We start from the raw sequence: 19206 nt of genomic DNA on the forward strand, positions 1-19206 counted from the left end.
GGCTAAAAATTCAGTAAACAACAAACTTTTGGTTAATAACACACAAACTAGATTAACCAAACAAACAAATAAACACAATGAGTAAAGAAATAAAATCAGTCGAATACGGCTTAGAAAAAATATTTGAAGGCGCACAAGATTTCCTTCCACTTTTAGGAACCGATTACGTAGAATTTTACGTAGGTAATGCCAAGCAAGCAGCACATTATTACAAAACCGCATTCGGTTTCCAATCCTATGCCTACGCAGGATTAGAAACCGGAATGAAAGACCGAGCTTCTTATGTTTTAAAACAAGACAAAATCCGTTTAGTTTTAACAACAGCTTTAAAAGGCGATTCTCCAATTGGCGAACACGTAAAAAGACATGGCGATGGTGTTAAAATTGTAGCACTTTGGGTAGAAGACGCGCGTTCAGCATTTGAAGAAACTACAAAACGTGGCGCAAAGGTTTACATGGAACCAACTGTAGAAACCGATGAACACGGAGAAGTAGTTCGCGCCGGAATTTACACTTATGGCGAAACGGTTCACATGTTTGTAGAAAGAAAAAACTACAACGGAGCATTTTTACCAGGTTATCAAGAATGGAAATCTGACTATAATCCTGCTCCAACCGGATTAAAATATGTTGACCATATGGTAGGAAACGTAGGTTGGAATGAAATGAATACTTGGGTAAAATTCTACGAAGATGTAATGGGATTTGTAAATTTCCTTTCGTTTGATGATAAACAAATCACAACCGAATATTCAGCTTTGATGAGTAAAGTAATGAGTAACGGAAACGGAAGAATTAAATTCCCAATCAACGAACCAGCCGAAGGAAAGAAAAAATCGCAAATTGAAGAATATTTGGATTTTTATGATGGCCCAGGCGTTCAACACATTGCCATCGCTACAGATGATATTATTAAAACTGTAACCGATTTGAAATCTCGTGGAGTTGAATTTTTATCAACACCACCACAAGCCTATTATGATGCCATTCCAGAACGATTGAAAGATCACATGCATAAATTTAAAGAAGACATCAATGAACTTCAAAAATTAGGAATCATGATTGATGCCGATGAAGAAGGTTATTTGCTCCAAATTTTCACTAAACCAGTGGAAGACAGACCAACTTTGTTCTATGAAATCATTCAAAGAATGGGTGCAAGAGGTTTTGGTGCTGGTAATTTCAAAGCATTATTTGAATCTATCGAAAGAGAGCAAGAACTAAGAGGAACTTTGTAAAAATTACGTTTTTATTAACATATCATCAAAATACAACGTTGTAGTAACCTTGTTTTTGATAAAAATATGTTAAAATTGACTTTTTATTAAACATAATTCAAAAAACATACATATCTTTGTACCATCAAAAATCGAAGGAGTGGTTTCCTTCAAACTTTTTGGATAAATTTTTCATAATTTATAGTTTTTTGGTTGGTTAATAGCATAAAAACTCAGTCGTTTCTCGGCTGGGTTTTTTTGTTTTATGGCTTATACTCTTAAAATACAATCTATTATTTATTCATTTTTTTATTTCTCGTTAAAATTTAGTTACTTTGGTTTGATGCAAAACTATCTTAAACCTCAACATCGTTTTGTTTAAAAACTATTCGCATCATGTTTACTTTTTTGATTTTTTTACATTAATAATATAAAAGCAAATAAGTTTATGAAGAACTTTATTTTTATTCTCCTTTCGCTGTTATTATTAAAAAATGGACTGTGCCATTCTCAGAGTAAAAGGGTTGAAACAATTGAAAAAGAAGCTGATTTACTAGAAAGCAATAAAGACTTTGATAAATCCGTTATTCTTTGGAAATCGTTAACAAAATTATCAAATGACAAAAAAAATAAATTTTACTCGGGTAGATATTTTTTCGCGAAAGGAAATATTGAAGCTGATAATGGAAACTATGAAGTTGCGAGTCAAGAATTTAAACAAGCCCTGTCTTTTTTTTCAGAAAGTGAACCAACAAAAACTATAAAAAAATGGATAAGTACTACCTATCTAGAATTAAGTTATTGTTATTATGACTGGGATGAAGCGTTAAAAATAAATAAAAAAGGACTCGAGTACACCGCTAAAAATCTTCCTAAAGACACAAATATAATTTCCTTTCTTGTCGATCAAGGTGACATTTATAGAAGAATAAGAAATTATGAGCAATCAATTATTTCATTAGAAAAAGCATTAAAAAAAATTAACAGCTTAACACCTAATGACTACGAAAATTTAGGATACACACATAATCTATTGGGAATATCTTATTCCGATTTACACATTCACAATCAGTCACTTTATCATTATTCTAAAGGATTAGAAAATCATATAAAATCAAACACAGCAGATAAAGCATATGTTGTTAATTCAATGAACAATGTAATTTGGGAAAATCTTGATTATGGTGATGAAAAAAAAGCAAGAGAAGTTTTAAACGAGTTAAACATAAATTTTTATAAATGGTATCGTCATAAAACGTTTGCAACAACTGATGCCGGTGGATTTAAAAATTATAATTTGCATTTTAAGGCTTTGCTTTATTTATCAAACCTACGTTTAAAATCTCTCGAAAAAAATGAAACAGTAGCCAAACAATATCTCGACTCTATTTCAATGGTTTTTAAATCGTATCCTGATGAAAGAAAAAAAATCGACAACACTTTGCTTTTAGCTAGGTATGAGTTTGATAATTTATACTCTTTTCTAACAAGAAATGATAAAACTAAAATCAATGAACATATAAATTTTGCAAAAAAAACACTTGAAATTGCAAAATTCAGCAAATCAAAACATGATGAATTAGTTGCCTACTTAAAGCTTGCCATAGTTTACAATCGTCATAAAAAATATAATGAAGCTTTAGCTGTAATAAATGATTCAAAAAAAATAAATGAATCTTTCTTTAATGCGTCTCGTTTTTCAATTCAAGTACTTGAAGCAACAATATTAAATTCTATAAATCAACCACAAAAAGCAAAACAAGTTCTCGTGGGTTCTTTTGAGAATCTATTAAAGGAAAAGATTAAAGCAAAATCATTGAAAAATATAAAATATAAAAAATTCAATAATTTTAATAGTAGTACATTTTTAAGAAACATACTAAATTCTGCAACAATCTATTTACTAATCTATGAAAAAAGCAAGAACAAAGAAGACATTTTAATCTCAAATAATTTATTTTTCATTGCTTCTGAAATGTTTGCAGAATTTTATCAGAAAGGAAAATACAATGAATCATTAAAGACATTTAATCAAGAAATTGCATCTGGGCTTTTAGAAACTCAACTATTAATAAACCCAAATGACAAACTAAAAATTAAAACTATTCTAAATCGAATAGAAAATAATTCTTCACAACATTTGTGGAACATTTTTGAAATAAAAAATAGTCAAAACCTTAAAGTCCCAGCAGCTTTGATGAGAAATTTAAATGAATTGGTCTTTGAGAAAAATGCTATTGAAACACAAATAGAGTCTGCCAAAGAAGTAAATGATTTGAACCTCAAATTGGCTGAATTAAATAAAAAAATTAATGAAATAAAATCGCAAATCAATCAAAAAGACAAATCCTACGAAACCTTTAAATCAGGCAATTTTTCAATTGAAGACATTCAGAAAAAAACATCTAATAATCAATTGATGATTAAATATGTAGTAACAGATAAAACCGTTTATGCATTTGCAATCAAGAATTCATCTGTGGAATTGCTAGAAATTGGTGAAACTGGACCTATAAAAAATTTAGTAAATCAATATCTAAAACATATTAATTCCATCAATCAAAATTACACCAAAACAAGTAAACTACTACATGAAAAAATTGTTCAACCAATACTAAAAAACCAATCGATAGATGACATTATTTTCATTCCCGAAGACTTTTTAATTGCGGTTTCTTTTGAAAGTCTTATTGATAAAAATGATAAAATGCTTGTGCAAAATTATCACACTAGTTATTCCTATTCCATTAAATTATGGGATATTTTACAAAAAAATAATATCACAGTTAATAATAATCGATTTGTTTCATTTGCTCCAAACTATTCAAAAATACCAACAGAAAATCAAAATAGAGGCTTAAGAAGAGCTGATTTATATGACTTAAAAGAAGCAAAAATAGAAGCTCAAAAAATCAGTGAATTATTCAGCGGTAAACTTTACATGAACGAAAATGCTAATCGCAAAAACTTTATTGATGCTACCACTTCATTTTCACTCCATCATCTAGCGATGCATTCTCTTCTTGAGAATGATTATTCAAAATCATCTTTAGTTTTTTCAGGAGGACAAAAAGTGTATTTTGACGAACTTTATCAATTAAACTTTCCATCAGATTTAGTTGTTCTTAGTGCTTGTAATACTGGCATAGGAACTATGGAAAGTGGCGAAGGAATGATGAGCTTATCTCGAGCATTAACCTATTCTGGAGTAAAATCGTCAGTTTATAGTCTTTGGCAAGTTCCCGACAAAGAAACTTCGGAAATCATGATTTCATTCTATGAAAATCTAAAAAAAGGACAACCAAAAGACGAAGCTTTGACAAACGCTAAAAAAGAATTTTTGGCTAAAAACCCTATGAAGCAACATCCGTTTTATTGGGCAGGATTTGTAGTAAATGGCGATGTTTCACCAATAGCAAGTCCAACAAGTAATTGGATTTGGTTTGCACTTGCTGGTGGAATATTAATTGTTATTCTTGGATTTGTTTTCCGGAAAAAATTATTCTAATTCGGTCACCAATTCTTTTGCCATTTTTTGCATCGGATTAGTCGAATTTGCTAATTCCTTGAGCAAAACTACAGCTTTTTCTTTTTGTTCCAATTTGATTAAAGTCAACGCTTTGTACCATTTGACATAAGGTGTAAATCCGTTATTCTTCTGCAAATCAAATTGTTCAAACGAAGACAAAGCTTCATCAAAACGCTTCAATTCCATTAGCGACAACGATTTGTAAAACAAAGAATAATCTTCCTTTTCAGTGTCGTATAATTTAGAAAAAAGCGTCAAAGCTTTCGCATAATCGCCACTATCATAAGAATAAAATGCTTCCGATTTTATATCAGTTGAATTTTCACCTCTAACCGTTGGCGCAACAACATTGGGATACGATTGGTAATATTCTTCATAAACCGCATTGGTGTCAACGTCATTCGAAAATGTCCAATAGCCAATTCCCAACATAACGGCAAACGATGCCGCTGCATACCATATAGTATAATTGCGCTTTGGCTTTTTTATTTCAAACGATTGAAGTTTCTTCTTCAATGCTTGGCGTTCGTTTAACGTGATGGCTCTTTGAACTTCTTCTTCATAAACCACTTGTTCACGAAAAGTCTCGTTGGTTTGCATCAATTGATCAAACAATGATTTTTCATCGTTGTTTAAGCTTTTGGCAAAATATTTTTCTATTAATTCTTCGTGATTCATATTCTATTTATTTATCAAATCTTTCAGCTGTTTTAAGCATCTCGATTTCTGACTTTTTAATACATCTTTGTTAGTATAACCCAATAATTTCTGAATTTCATCCAACTTTTTTTCTTCATAATAAAAAAGCGTCAATACCTTTTTGCATTGTTCACCAAGCTGGGAAAAATAGTTTCTAACCAAGGTTAATTTTGAATTTTGCTCTTCTTCGTCATACAATTCATATTCCATTTCAACTTGCTCAAAATCGTTTACAGTGACTTGTTTTCCTAGTTTTTTCAGCCGATGATAAATCATAAACTTGCCAATACTGAACAAATAAGTCGAAATAGAACTTTGTAAATCATCCAGTTTTCCTTTTCGGGCATTTTCGCACAAAGCGATGATGGCATCTTGATAAACATCCAAAACTTCATCGTCACCCAACGAATATCGTTTGGCAAACAATAAAAATCCATTGCGATGTTCTTCATAAACAGTGCGAATGGCTTTCTCATTTCCTGCTTTTAAAAGCTCTGTCAACTTTGGGGCGTTTTCCATTAGTGGATGAATTTCTAGAAAGTAAACAAAGCTAATCAAAAATATTTTTTCAAACCGATGTTTACCTTTTGATTTCCATTTCACTAATGCTAAAACGAAATAACCATTTGTTTAACCAAAAAATAAAAAAATGAAAAATCTATTAACTGCATTACTGATTTTATTAGGTATCCAATGCATTACTGCGCAAGAAACTGTTGGCGGAAAAGTTTTAAAAAATGCCAAAGACAAAACCTATCAACGTGGTGAACAAAAAGGCGATGAAGGAGTTGAAACTGTTCTGAACAAAGCTGAAGAAAAAATAAAAAACATCTTCAAAAAGAAAGACAAAAAGAAAAAAGAAGAACCTCAGCCAAGTGAAGAAAATCAGGAACAATCAACTGAAAACACCGAAAACAAAAAAAGTAATACTTCAAAAACGGCAGTAAAAGGAAATTCTAAATTTGATTTTGTTGCCGGTGAAAAAGAATTGTATTTCGACAATTTTGACCGATTAGCTGTCGGCGACTTTCCAGCAGAATTCAATACCAATGCGAGTGGAGAAATTGTAAACATCGATGGACAGTCTGGAAAATGGCTTTCTATGACTAAAAACGGAGCATTTGTTCCAGATAATATCAAAAAATTACCAGAAAATTTTACACTTGAATTTGAAGTTGGAATTTATGGCGAACCTACTAATAATTATGCCGGATTTGGATTAAACTTTACTACACAAAGTGAAGATTTAATGAAAGAAATGTTTTTCTCAAAAGGAACTTCAATCGTGTATTTGCATCCTGGAGCTGGAGAAACATCGTTACAAATAATTCCAACTAACGGAAGCGAAATCGAAAACAGAATAAAAATGCCTCAATGGGATGTTAATACGAACAACAATTTTGCTAAAGTTTCGGTTTGGAGACAAAAAGGTCGACTTAGAGTGTATGTTAATGAAGACAAAATAGTAGATGTTCCTCGATTTTTTACTGAAAGTACTAACTACGATTTTGCTTTTTTCAGAAGCTTCTTCGGTGATTGTGAAATATACTTAACTAATGTTCGTTACGCCGTTGCTGGTGCCGATACTCGAAACAAACTCATCACAGAAGGTCGATTTGTTACCAACGGGATTTTATTTGACGTGAACAGCGACAACATTAAACCCGAAAGCGGAACTGTGCTAAAAGAAATGGCAACAACACTGCAAGAAAATCCAACGGTTAGAGTAAAAATCATTGGTCATACCGATAGTGATGGTGCCGATGCAGCCAACTTAGCTTTGTCTCAAAAAAGAGCTGCAGCAGTAAAAACCGCTTTGTCTAGTTTTTATGGAATAGATGCCAACCGCATGGAAACCGACGGAAAAGGTGAAAGCCAACCGCTTAACAAAAACACAACTCCAACCGAAAAAGCTCAAAACAGACGCGTTGAATTTATAAAACTATAACATTATGAAAAAAATTATCACATTACTTTTATGGGCAATTGGAACACAAACCTTTGCACAATCCTTTTCAGATGGTGTTTACAGCACTAATTTTGGAACTATAAATCTAACTTTTGAACAAGGTTTTGAATACCCAAATGGCGGCATTGTTTATGGCGATTACAAAGGAATTGGAACTATTACAGGTTCAACGACCAACGTAGGAAAAGAAATTGTGGGAAGTTTTCACAACGGTGCAGCCGAAGGAAAATTTATTTTCTTTTCTCCAACAGGAAAACAGCACTTTTTTGATAGCGGAATTACTTCTTTTAATGGAAATTGGGGTTATGGAACAGACAATAAATATTCCACAAATCCAGATCATATTTGGAAAGCAACAAGTAAAACTGCAGGAAAAGATGCTATCAAAAATGTCACCAACGTTTGGAGTGGCAAATGGAATACCACCGATGGTAGTTTAATCTTACTGCAAACGGGGAATAAAGTAACCGGAACATACAAAAATGTTGGCACAGTTGATGGCGTTTACAATCCACAAACCAGAAAGTTAAAAGGAACTTTCTATAACAACACTACCAAAAAAACAGGTCATTTTGAATTTGATTTTGAAGGAAACAGTTTTAAAGGAAAATGGGGTTGGACAACTGCGATGACAGATGGCGCTTGGAATGGAGACAAACATGTAAAGAATAATAAAGCTATTGCAACGACAAGTACTTCGTCTAATTCCTCAACATCTGCAAACTCAAATCAATCACAGAATAATCAAAAAGTTAAATACAGATTTCATTTGGCAAAGTTAAATGCACCTTTAATAGCAACAATATCCAATCCTCTTTTAAATCTATATGGGTTTTCTGGGATAAGAGTTTACAGAGTTACAGCTAGCGGACGAGAAGAAGTAAAAAGTTTTGGCAATAAAAGTCATACTTTTTTTGATAGAACGGAAGATAATGCATTTCCAGAAAACAGAGAAAGTGTTAGTTTGCCTGAAACACCTGCTAACTACAGAGATTTTGAATTTTTAAGTAGCGACATTAACAACAATACTGTAGATATTGAAGTTGAATTTTGGCATCATTTAAAAGGTAAAAGACCAGGAATAAATGCAGATTATGGCAAAACAAGACAAACGCTTACAATGGAACAAATTATTTCAGCAATGAGTAGTAATGGTATGGATAGAATATTTATTGGCTCAAGCTGTGAACTTGGTAAAATTAAAAACAGAGATCAATCGTACATAACAGTACAAGTAAAAAAAATAGATTAATTAATTGATAATGAAAACAGCACTCCTATCCTTACTCAGCATCTTTCTTTTTGCATTTACTTGTACTGGCGATAAAAAAGAAAACCTTGAAAGCCAAGCTAACCAAGCAATTGATGAAGTTGTAGTCAATACTGCCGACGAGTTTAACGGAAAATTAGATCAATTATTAACCTTAGAAATGGCTTCCGAAATTTCAGGTTATGCTGCATCTGAAGCTCAAAAAGACTACAATCAAGTGTTGAAAAATCCTGCTACGCATTCGGTTTCATATCGATGGGGAAAAGGAAGAAACCAGCAAATTAAAAATCCTATCAATGGTAAAATGATGGATGTTCCAGCAGATGATTTTATTCAACTTTCTTGGGTAAAAAACACCTCATTAAAAGAATTCAAATTCAATTATCATACACCAACTGCCGAAGAACTTACTAATGCTGACAAAGCGATGAATGAAAAAGTAAACGAAATGCAACAGCAAGGAAAAGCCGATGCTTCACAAGCCGAAATGGCAAAAGGAATGGCAAGCGAAATGGCAAAAGGACTTTCATTTGACGAAATTAAAGGCGTTGGCGATTATGCCGTTTGGAACAACAAATACAAAGAATTGAAAGTTTTCTACAAAGGATTAGAATTTCAAATCACAGCCGAACTTTCGGATGATGAAAAAGTAAACAAGCAAAAAAGCATCGAAACAGCAAAAAAAATTATTAATCAAAAATTAAAATAACAATGAAAAAGTTAGTTTTATTATTGCTAATTTGCTTTCAAACGCAAGCTCAAATAAAGTTTTGGAATACCAATCCAACATCCAACATGCCACTTTTTGAAGTAGAATGGGGTAAAAAAACCACGATACATACTAAAGTTGGAAAAGAAACCAAACCCATGTATGTCTTCAACAAAACAGCCGTTCAAACCTTCAACGGCGATGCTCGAACAAAATACCAAATGACTGTTGAAAGCACGGATAATGTAGCCAAACGCAAATTTGAAATTAGTTATACGCATTACAGACAAACCAATTCTTACTTGGGTTACATCAAAGCAACCTATGTCTATCACGACAAAAGACCAACTAAAATTTTTGAAGAAAATTTTGAAACAGTAAAAAATCCTTAACCTTTTAAATTATGAAAAAAATTATATCCTCATTAATGCTATTTGTAGCGTTTAACGGCTTTGCTCAATTGGTTCAAGGCGAAATTAATATTAAAGAACAATCAAAAATTGAACTTACCGCAAAATCAAACAAAGCGGTAAATCTCTTTGCCGATTTTAGAGAAAACAAATATCCAATTCATTTTGCGTTCACTGCAACAGATGTTCCGCTAAACAGCGACAAAAAAGAAGTTGTTCAATTTGTATTTTCAACTACCATAAAAAAAGATGGAAAAACTATTGGAACTATCAAACGCAGTCCAATGCCATTTTTTCCTGGTGATATGTTGATGCCAATCGAAACATTTGATGTAATTTCTGTTTTATCTAACATTCAAACCAATACACCAGAAACTGTTTCAGAAATTCCAAAAGGCAATTATGAAATCATTTTGGAAGCAAAACCAATTGGTGTAAAAGGTCAAATAGCTTCATCAACTTTATTTTTAAAAATCAACTAAATCATGAAAAAAATAGTATTTATTCTTTCCGTTTTATTTACTTTTTCTTGTTCAAATAACGATTCTGAGAACAATTCCAGTGATAAGATAATTGGCACTTGGCGTCATACAAAATCCACTTATATTCAAAACAACAGTCAACAATACGATCAATTATTTGAAAGCAGTTGCGATATACAAAACCGTTTCATCATCAAAAAAGACGGCACATTTGACAAAATTAGATACAGTCCAAATCCTGAGTTTGGTAGTTGCACATTACAAACCTCAAGTTTTACTGGAGAAAAAATTTGGGCAAAAAGCAATACTAATCAATATGTTTTCCAAACCATTTCTAGCAATCCAAATCATGATTCCGAAACTCTAATTGCTGTGGAAGCAACTTTTGAAGGAAACAAAATGATTTTAAAATTCATTGAATTACAAAACGAGAACAACCCCGAAGATACTGCTTTTTATATAGAAACATATGAACGTCAGTAATATTTAACATCTCATCTACATGTTCTTTTAACAATCAAGAAACATGAATTATTGATTAGAAACCAAACCTTATCCCTTAAAAGTTATGAAAAAAATTTTGTTGTTAATTTTATGTTTGAGTTTTTCGGGTTTTGCCCAGCAAAAATCCAAAACCAAAGCAAAACCAAAAACCAACATTCCATTAATTAAAGACAAACCAAAGACAACTGTTCCGATACTAACAGATGCCGATGACTTACTGGAAGTAAAAAGTAACGAACCCAATCCTAATGATTTATTGGATATTTCTTTATCTGTTCCAAAGCCAAAAACACCAAATGCTGGTCAACAGATTTACAATGAAATTGGTTTGAATGGCGACTTTACTTTCAATAAAAAAATTGGCTTTTCAGTAAATGCACCCGAAGGCAATATAGTTTCCTATTTCTATTTGAATACCAAAAATGGGTATTCCATGTTAGATTGGAAAGGCATCAAAGCTATGCTTAGCGAAAATCCGGAAGGCGAAATGACACAAATTAAAAACGCCAATAACGATTTTTATCAGTACATGAAAAGTTCAGAAGGCAACTTTGTAATGAAAGCAGGAAGCAAACAATCCATGGTTGTACATGATATTCAAACCAAAATGTTGAGCAAAGAATTCTTTAAAACCTTCAAAAAAACAGGTAATAAAGTTGGAAAAGTTGGTGGAAATAAATATCCGAGAGTTGAATATTCTGGAACATTTGAAGGCAAAAAAATGTCCATTTGGTTGTCTAATCCTCAGGATGTTTTGCTTGACACTAAATTTACTCACAGTCTTTCTGGCTATTGGGGTTTGGGTTTTATTGCAAGTCCATCGGGAACAACTTATATGATTACAGGAATTGTTGGCGATGGTGCTTCCATTTTTATGAATTATATCGAAAATGCTACCGTTAGCTTTTCCGGAAAAGGATATAAACCGATGGGAGAAATGACTGGAGGAAATGCTGGTGCTTTTTCTCAAACCAGCGACATTCAAGATTTACCATTTGTTAATCAAATTAATAATGCCGATGCTACTGCCAATTATTACGACATTATGATTAACGCATTAAATCAATCGATTGCTGAACATCAATCAGGTTTAAAAGAAGCACAAAAAAACAATGACACAAAAGCAACGAAACGATATAACTGCTTGATTACATGCACAAAAAATAAAAAAACCAGATTAGAAAAAGTAAAAACAGAACACATCAAAATTATAAATCAATATAAAAACGATGATGAAAAACGTGATGAAAAAATAAATCAATTAATGGAAACACAAGGTCAACCAAAACCTTGTAATTGTTAAGTAAGTAGTTTAGTTTTTTGAGAAAGCCGTTTCAATTTTTTTTGAAGCGGTTTTTTTGATGTTTACCTTTTTGAAAATAATTCACTAATGGTAAACTAAACACATTTACCATGAAAAAAATTACTTTACTTATTCTATTTATTTCATCGACTGTATTTTCTCAGGCAGAACAAATTCTAAACTATGCTTGGGCTTTTCCAACCAAAGTAAACAACAAAATTGTTTTTGTAAGAACAGAACCAACTTTTGGAACAGAACTTTGGGTAAGCGATGGAACCGAAGCTGGAACCACAATTTTAATGGACATCATACCAGGAAATGCAAGTAGCAATCCATACAATCTAACAGCAATTGATAATGTAATTTATTTTACGGTTAACGATAACCAAATATGGCGAACCGATGGAACGACTGGCGGAACTTATATCATGGTAAACAATCCAAACATAACAAATGTTGGCGGATTTATTAAAGCCAACAATTTCATATTTTTTTATGAAGGAACAACAGGTTCCAATGGTACACGAAATATTTGGAGAATGCAAAATACTCCTAATTCTGCTGTAGAAGTATTGCAAGCAACTAACTTATCTTTTCAAAATGTAGATAGAGGTTTCTATAATCTTGATGATAATAATTTACTTATTAATGCTAGAACTTCAGCACATGGTTGGTCAATTTGGAGAACAAATGGTTTGGTTAGTGAACTTGTAAAAGACTTAAACCCAACCAATGTTTCAGACAGAGTGCAAATGAGCAGCGTAAAAAAAATTGACGATACCATCTATTTTTCAGGTTTTACTATAGAAAACGGATACGAACCATTTACCACAAACGGTACAACGCCAGGAACTAATTTACTTAAAGACATATTTGTTAGCAACAATTATTTTGACACTTCTGGAGCAACTAATTTTTATAAAGCTGGCAACATTATTTACTTTACAGCAAAAGACAATACCAACGGTTTAGAACTATGGAAAACCAATGGAACTGCTGCTGGAACCGAGATGATAAAAGATATTACTCCAGGAAATAATACAAATAGTTGGGCACCAGGTTCATTTATTGAATTTAATAATCAACTCTATTTTTCTAAAAATGATGAAATAAATGGAACTCAAATCTGGAAATCTGATGGAACCGAAGAAGGAACTATCATGGTAACTTCCAATCCGCAAACCACATTTTATGGAAACCAATTTTTTATATATGAAAATTTGCTATTCTACAGTGCATACAATGCAACAAATGGTATCGAATTATGGATGCTCGACACAAATGATAACGCAACGTTAGTTCAAGATATTGCTCTTGGAAGTGATGGTTCAGATCCAAGTGACTTCATTGAATTTAATGGATATTTATATTTCATGGCTTCAACGAATGGAAATGTAACTGGGCGAAAAATCTTTAGACTGAATTCACAAACTTTAGAAACAACCATTTCAAAAAACAATGCAATTTCAGTTTATCCAAACCCAGCAAATGGAATTTTTCACATTGAAAACACAAATAAAAATCAATTAGAATATACCATCTATGACCAAACCGGAAAAAAAATAAACTATTCTCAAAATGGAGATTCAATAGACATTTCAAACCATGCGTCAGGAATTTACTTTTTAAAAATTTTCAATACAACTCAAAATACAGTCTCAATAAAAAAATTAATCAAATACTAATTTTCACTTTTAATTCAAACTAAAACCGTCTCATTTTGTGACGGTTTTTTCATTTATAAAAATTTATTCCAATTACTTTATCAACAAAAAAGTGTTCAATCTTTTGATACGTTTCTTTGTTTTTTTACATTTGGAACAATAATTGTACTTACCCAAGAAAAAATAAATATTTAAAATGAAAAAGTTAGTATTTCTGCTCCTGTTTCTTTCAACGGTAAGTTTTAATTCTACCCAAAAACCCGAAGCTTATGATGTAGGCGAATGGTTTAAATTCCGCATTCACTATGGTTTTATCAATGCTGGATATGCAACGCTAGAAGTAAAAGAAGCTGTAAAAAACAATAAAAAAGTATATCATGCCGTTGGAAAAGGCTACACTGTTGGTATGTCACGTTTCTTTTTTAAAGTAGACGATAACTATGAAAGTTACTTTGACAAAATAACAAACAAACCATATCAGTTCGTCAGAAAAATTGACGAAGGTGGTTATACAAAAAACCAAGAAGGATTTTTTAATCAAGACAATAATACTGTTTTGGTAAAAGATTATAAAAAGAAAAAAGAAAACACATTTCCTGTTACCGAGAATGTTCAGGATATTCTTTCTACTTTTTATTTCCTGAGAAATCATCCCAATATTGATAAACTAAAAGTAGGCGAATCAGTAATTGTGGATATGTTTTTTGATGACGAAGTATTCAAATTTAAGTTAAAATATATAGGAAAAGAAGATTTAAAGACTAAATTTGGAACTGTTCCGTCAATGATATTTAGACCATTGGTACAATCAGGACGTGTTTTCAAAGAAGAAGAAAGTTTAACTGTTTGGATTTCAGACGACGACAACAAATTACCATTAAGGATTAAAGCCAGTTTGGCTGTTGGTTCTTTGAAAGCCGATATTGATGGTTTCAAAGGATTAAAAAATCCGTTTGTAGTAAAAGTAAAAAAATAATGAACAACCTAACCAACAATCACGACACTATTTTAGAAGCTTTAGAACAAAAATTTGAAGCTATAAACCAAAAAACCGAAACCCATCTCGAAGGATTACTTTGGTCAAAACCAATTACCTACTGGGATTATATACAAACCGATGCGTTACTAAATCTTCAAACCCAAAGAACCGTTTTGCCCGACGAAATGGTTTTTATTATGTATCATCAAGTCAACGAATTGTTATTCAAAATGATACTTTGGGAAATTGACCAACTTTGCCATACAGACAAACCAAAAACCGATTTTTTCACCGAAAAACTACGAAGAATAAGCCGTTATTTTGATATGTTGACTACTTCATTTGACATTATGGGCGACGGAATGGAAGTGGAACAATACATGAAATTTAGAAATACTTTAACTCCAGCGAGTGGTTTTCAAAGCGCACAATATCGATTAATTGAATTTTCTTCAACCGATTTAATTAACCTTATCGACTACAGATTTAGAGCTACAATTGATAGAAACACACCTTATTCTCACGCTTTTGAACACCTTTATTGGCAAGCCGCAGGAAAAGATTACCACACAGGAGAAAAAAGTACTTTATTAGTAAATTTTGAAAAAAAATACCGCCAAGAATTTATTCGCCACATGGAAGAATACAACACCATAAACATTTGGCAAAAATTCAAACAACTTCCTGTTGAAGATCAGCAAAACAGTGAATTAGTAAAAGCAATGCGTCATTATGACTACACTGTAAATGTAACTTGGGTTATGGGACATTTGAATGCAGCCAAAAAATACATCGAAAGCGGTCAAGGTTCAGGCGAAGCAACTGGCGGAAGCGATTGGAAAAAATACATGCATCCAAAATACCAAAGAAGAATATTCTTCCCAGAACTTTGGAGTGAAGACGAATTAAAAAATTGGGGCGAAGGACTATAAAATCAAAGAATGTCAAAATTTTTTCAAAAAATAATACTGCTTGTACCACTACTCTTTTTTGTAATTTCTTGCGAAAAAACAAAAGAAGAAGAATACGTTATTGAAAATCCAAAACCTAAAGTTATTGATTTTGGTTTCAACCTCAACGAATTCAACATAGTAAACGACACCATAAAATCGGGTGATACTTTTGGTAGTATTATTGATAAACAAAATCTTAACGGCAATCAGGTTTATGATGTAGTGGCAAAAGTTAAAGATACCTTTGACGTTCGTTCTATCAGAAAAGGAAAACCTTACACCATTCTTAGAACCAAAGACAGAAAACATAAAATTCAATATTTCATTTATCAACCCGATAAATTGAGCTATTACATCATTGATTTCAGAGATTCTATTCAAGCTCATAAAAAAATAAGACCTGTTACTTTCAAGACCAAAACCATTGCAGGAAAACTGAACGGTTCATTATCAGAAACGCTACAAAGTTTAAAAGTTGACCCATCATTAGCACCAAGAATTGCTAAAATATATGCCTGGTCAATCGACTTTTTCAAACTTCAGAAAGGAGATGAATTTGCACTAAAATTTACCGAAAGATACATCAATGATACTGTTTATGATGGTGTTGACAGTTTAAAAGCTTCCTTTTTTGAATACAAAGGCAAAAAAATCTATGCGTTTCCATTCAAACCTGATGAAAATGCTCAAAAACAAGAATACTATGATGAAGAAGGAAAAACACTAAAGAACTTTTTCCTAAAAGCACCATTAAAATTCATCAACATCACTTCGAGATATACAAAAAATCGCTTTCATCCGGTGCAAAAAAGATGGAAAGCACATAACGGAACCGATTATGCTGCGCCAACTGGAACACCAATTATGTCAACCGCAGCTGGAATTGTAGAACAAGCTGGTTTTACTACTGGAAACGGAAATTTTGTTAAAGTAAAACACGATAAAACCTATTCAACGCAATATTTACACATGTCAAAAATCTTGGTAAAACGCGGACAAAGAGTTACTCAAGGTCAAGTCATTGGAAAAGTGGGAAGTACTGGTTTAGCCACTGGACCACACGTTTGTTATCGTTTTTGGAAAAATGGTGTTCAAGTTGATGCTTTAAAATTAAAATTGCCCAATTCTACTCCTATGGATTCTCGCTACAAGCAAAAATACATGGAATACATGACGCCTTTAAAACGTGAGTTGGATAGCGTTGCCACAGCCAACTCAAAAAAATAACGTAATTTTTCTCAACTACAACGTTAGCGTAAAAATTGTCTATCGTTTTATCCCAATGATATTTGTAAATTTGGCATTCAAATTGTGAAAAAATGGCATTACCAAATATCAACCCAACTACAACAGCTGTTTGGGAAAAACTAAATCAACATTACGCGCAACTAAAAAATGTTTCCATGAAGGAAATGTTTAGTAACGATTCATCAAGAACCGAAAAATTCCACATTCAATGGAATGATTTTTTAATCGATTATTCCAAAAACAGAATTTCTTATGAAACGATGGAATTATTACAACAATTAGCTAAAGAAGTAAATCTAAAACAAGCTATTTCGAGCTATTTTGACGGCGAGGCAATCAATCAAACCGAAAACAGAGCAGTGCTTCATACGGCTTTGCGTTCGCCAGAAACAGCAACTGTTTTAGTGGATGGAAAAAATGTAATTCCAGATGTTTTTGAAGTAAAAAATAACATCAAAAAATTCACTAACGAAGTTATTTCAGGCGAAAGAAAAGGTTTTACTGGAAAAACATTTACCGATGTTGTTAATATTGGAATTGGCGGTTCCGATCTTGGTCCGGCAATGGTTGTTGAAGCATTACAGTTTTACAAAAACCATTTGAACGTTCATTTTGTTTCCAATGTTGATGGCGATCACGTAAACGAAATCATCAAAAAACTAAATCCAGAAACAACGCTTTTTGTAGTTGCTTCCAAAACTTTTACTACACAAGAAACACTTTCCAATGCTGAAACTATTCGTGCCTGGTTTTTACAATCGGCTTCTCAGGAAGATGTTGCCAAACATTTCGTTGCTGTTTCTACGAATATTCAAAAAGTAACCGAGTTTGGCATTAATCCAGCGAATGTTTTCCCAATGTGGGATTGGGTTGGCGGACGATTTTCACTTTGGAGTGCTGTTGGTTTATCCATTGCATTAGCCGTTGGTTTTGATAATTTTGATGAATTATTGAAAGGCGCAAACGAAATGGACAATCATTTTCAAACTGCCGAATTTGAAAAAAACATTCCAGTTGTTTTAGCCTTGTTAAGCATTTGGTACAACAACTTTTTTGGAGCTGAAAGCGAAGCATTAATTCCATATACTCAATATTTACAAAAATTGGCACCATATCTTCAACAAGGAATTATGGAAAGCAACGGAAAAAGTATTGGTCGCGACGGAAAACCTGTAAATTATCAAACGGGAACAATTATTTGGGGCGAACCAGGAACCAATTCACAACACGCCTTTTTCCAATTAATTCATCAAGGAACAAAACTAATTCCAACGGATTTCATCGGATTTGTAAAACCATTATATGGCAATAAAGACCATCATGACAAATTGATGTCTAATTTTTTTGCACAAACCGAAGCGTTACTAAACGGAAAAACCGAAGCGCAAGTAAAAGCCGAATTTGAAAAACAAAACGTTACTGGCGAAAAAGCGGATTTCCTTTTACCTTTCAAAGTTTTCAGCGGAAATAAACCTACGAATACTTTTCTAATCGACAAACTAACACCCAAATCATTGGGTTCGTTAGTTGCTTTATATGAGCATAAAATCTTTGTTCAAGGCGTTATTTGGAACATTTTTAGTTATGATCAATGGGGAGTCGAATTAGGAAAGCAATTAGCAAATTCTATTTTGGACGAAATCAATTCAAAATCAGTAAATCAGCACGATTCTTCCACAGAATTTTTACTCAAACACTTTTTAAAAAAATCATAAATCCTAAAAACGGCAACTTAGTTTGCCGTTTTTTTATTCATTTTCGTTACATTTGTTATTCTTAAAAAATAATTTATGTACACATTCGTTCAAAAATTTCATTCAGGTTGGGCATATTTAGCACTATTATTATTAGTTTTTGCAGTAATTAATTCATTCTTAGGAATGAATTCTAAAAAAGAATTTACAGGAAAAGATAGAAAAATTGCTCTTTTTGGGTTAATTGGAACACATATTCAACTTTTGGTTGGTTTTATTTTATACTTCATTTCACCACTAGGTTTAGATTCTTTTGGACAAATGAAAGATGCAGCTTTAAGACTAACTTCGTTAGAACATCCGTTAATCAATATTATTGCTATTGCTTTAATTACAATTGGTTGGTCAAAACATAAAAAGGCAGAAAATAGCACCGCAAAATTCAAATCAATTGCAATTTTTTATGGCATTGGTTTACTCTTGATTTTAAGTCGAATACCATGGAAAATGTGGTTAAATAACTAATTTTTTTTAAGTCCTGAAAAGGACTTTTTTTATCTAAGGTACAGTTTTTGC

Annotated in this window: 17 protein-coding genes; 15 read left to right on the plus strand and 2 right to left on the minus strand. The window is 32.3% G+C overall.

What is annotated here, in order from left to right; translation table 11 throughout:
- Nucleotides 1-77: 77 nt before the first annotated feature.
- Nucleotides 78-1238: a 4-hydroxyphenylpyruvate dioxygenase gene (gene hppD, locus G6042_RS05640; protein WP_169523329.1), complete on the plus strand. Its 1161-nt coding sequence runs from the start codon at nt 78-80 to the stop codon at nt 1236-1238.
- Nucleotides 1239-1665: 427 nt separating this feature from the next.
- Nucleotides 1666-4725, plus strand: a complete 3060-nt coding sequence (locus G6042_RS05645) for a CHAT domain-containing protein (RefSeq protein WP_169523330.1) — start codon at nt 1666-1668, stop codon at nt 4723-4725.
- Here G6042_RS05645 and G6042_RS05650 read toward each other — a convergent pair.
- Together G6042_RS05650 and G6042_RS05655 are read right to left on the minus strand one after the other, a co-directional pair.
- Nucleotides 4717-5424, minus strand: a complete 708-nt coding sequence (locus G6042_RS05650) for a tetratricopeptide repeat protein (protein ID WP_169523331.1) — start codon at nt 5422-5424, stop codon at nt 4717-4719. The two genes, G6042_RS05645 and G6042_RS05650, sit on opposite strands and share 9 nt — an antisense overlap.
- 3 nt (nt 5425-5427) lie before the next feature.
- Complete coding sequence (locus G6042_RS05655; RefSeq protein ID WP_169523332.1) at nt 5428-5964, minus strand: RNA polymerase sigma factor; 537 nt, start codon at nt 5962-5964, stop codon at nt 5428-5430.
- A 130-nt stretch (nt 5965-6094) separates the two neighbouring features.
- On the opposite strand from G6042_RS05655, the gene G6042_RS05660 reads away from it, so the two are divergent.
- The 13 genes from G6042_RS05660 to G6042_RS05720 all read left to right on the plus strand — a co-directional run bounded on the left by G6042_RS05660 (nt 6095) and on the right by G6042_RS05720 (nt 19155).
- Complete coding sequence (locus tag G6042_RS05660) at nt 6095-7393, plus strand: OmpA family protein (protein ID WP_169523333.1); 1299 nt, start codon at nt 6095-6097, stop codon at nt 7391-7393.
- A 4-nt stretch (nt 7394-7397) separates the two neighbouring features.
- Nucleotides 7398-8666: a hypothetical protein gene (locus G6042_RS05665; RefSeq protein ID WP_169523334.1), complete on the plus strand. Its 1269-nt coding sequence runs from the start codon at nt 7398-7400 to the stop codon at nt 8664-8666.
- 10 nt (nt 8667-8676) lie between these two features.
- Nucleotides 8677-9393: a hypothetical protein gene (locus tag G6042_RS05670; protein ID WP_169523335.1), complete on the plus strand. Its 717-nt coding sequence runs from the start codon at nt 8677-8679 to the stop codon at nt 9391-9393.
- Between the two features lie 2 nt (nt 9394-9395).
- Nucleotides 9396-9785, plus strand: coding sequence for a hypothetical protein (locus tag G6042_RS05675; RefSeq protein WP_169523336.1), 390 nt, complete (start codon nt 9396-9398; stop codon nt 9783-9785).
- 11 nt (nt 9786-9796) lie between these two features.
- Nucleotides 9797-10285 (plus strand): hypothetical protein, encoded by a 489-nt coding sequence (locus G6042_RS05680; RefSeq protein ID WP_169523337.1) that lies wholly within the window; start codon nt 9797-9799, stop codon nt 10283-10285.
- A 3-nt stretch (nt 10286-10288) separates the two neighbouring features.
- On the plus strand, nt 10289-10768 hold the full coding sequence (locus tag G6042_RS05685; protein WP_169523338.1) for a hypothetical protein: 480 nt from the start codon (nt 10289-10291) through the stop codon (nt 10766-10768).
- Nucleotides 10769-10853: 85 nt separating this feature from the next.
- A complete protein-coding gene (locus tag G6042_RS05690) occupies nt 10854-12092 on the plus strand; it encodes a hypothetical protein (RefSeq protein WP_169523339.1) in 1239 nt (412 codons plus the stop codon).
- Nucleotides 12093-12202: 110 nt separating this feature from the next.
- Nucleotides 12203-13777, plus strand: coding sequence for a T9SS type A sorting domain-containing protein (locus G6042_RS05695; RefSeq protein ID WP_169523340.1), 1575 nt, complete (start codon nt 12203-12205; stop codon nt 13775-13777).
- A 175-nt stretch (nt 13778-13952) separates the two neighbouring features.
- Nucleotides 13953-14732: a DUF3108 domain-containing protein gene (locus G6042_RS05700; protein ID WP_169523341.1), complete on the plus strand. Its 780-nt coding sequence runs from the start codon at nt 13953-13955 to the stop codon at nt 14730-14732.
- Nucleotides 14732-15667, plus strand: a complete 936-nt coding sequence (locus tag G6042_RS05705) for a tryptophan 2,3-dioxygenase family protein (protein WP_169523342.1) — start codon at nt 14732-14734, stop codon at nt 15665-15667. The genes G6042_RS05700 and G6042_RS05705 overlap by 1 nt, the downstream gene beginning before the upstream one ends.
- Nucleotides 15668-15676: 9 nt before the next feature.
- Entirely contained in the window at nt 15677-16915 is a 1239-nt protein-coding gene (locus tag G6042_RS05710; RefSeq protein ID WP_169523343.1) for a M23 family metallopeptidase, read from the plus strand.
- Nucleotides 16916-17007: 92 nt separating this feature from the next.
- On the plus strand, nt 17008-18651 hold the full coding sequence (gene pgi / locus G6042_RS05715; protein ID WP_169523344.1) for a glucose-6-phosphate isomerase: 1644 nt from the start codon (nt 17008-17010) through the stop codon (nt 18649-18651).
- A gap of 75 nt (nt 18652-18726) precedes the next feature.
- Nucleotides 18727-19155: a hypothetical protein gene (locus G6042_RS05720; RefSeq protein ID WP_169523345.1), complete on the plus strand. Its 429-nt coding sequence runs from the start codon at nt 18727-18729 to the stop codon at nt 19153-19155.
- The last annotated feature ends 51 nt before the right edge of the window (nt 19156-19206 follow it).

It is taken from the genome of Flavobacterium solisilvae (genome assembly GCF_012911605.1).
In the GTDB taxonomy this organism is placed as follows: Bacteria; Bacteroidota; Bacteroidia; order Flavobacteriales; family Flavobacteriaceae; genus Flavobacterium; species Flavobacterium solisilvae.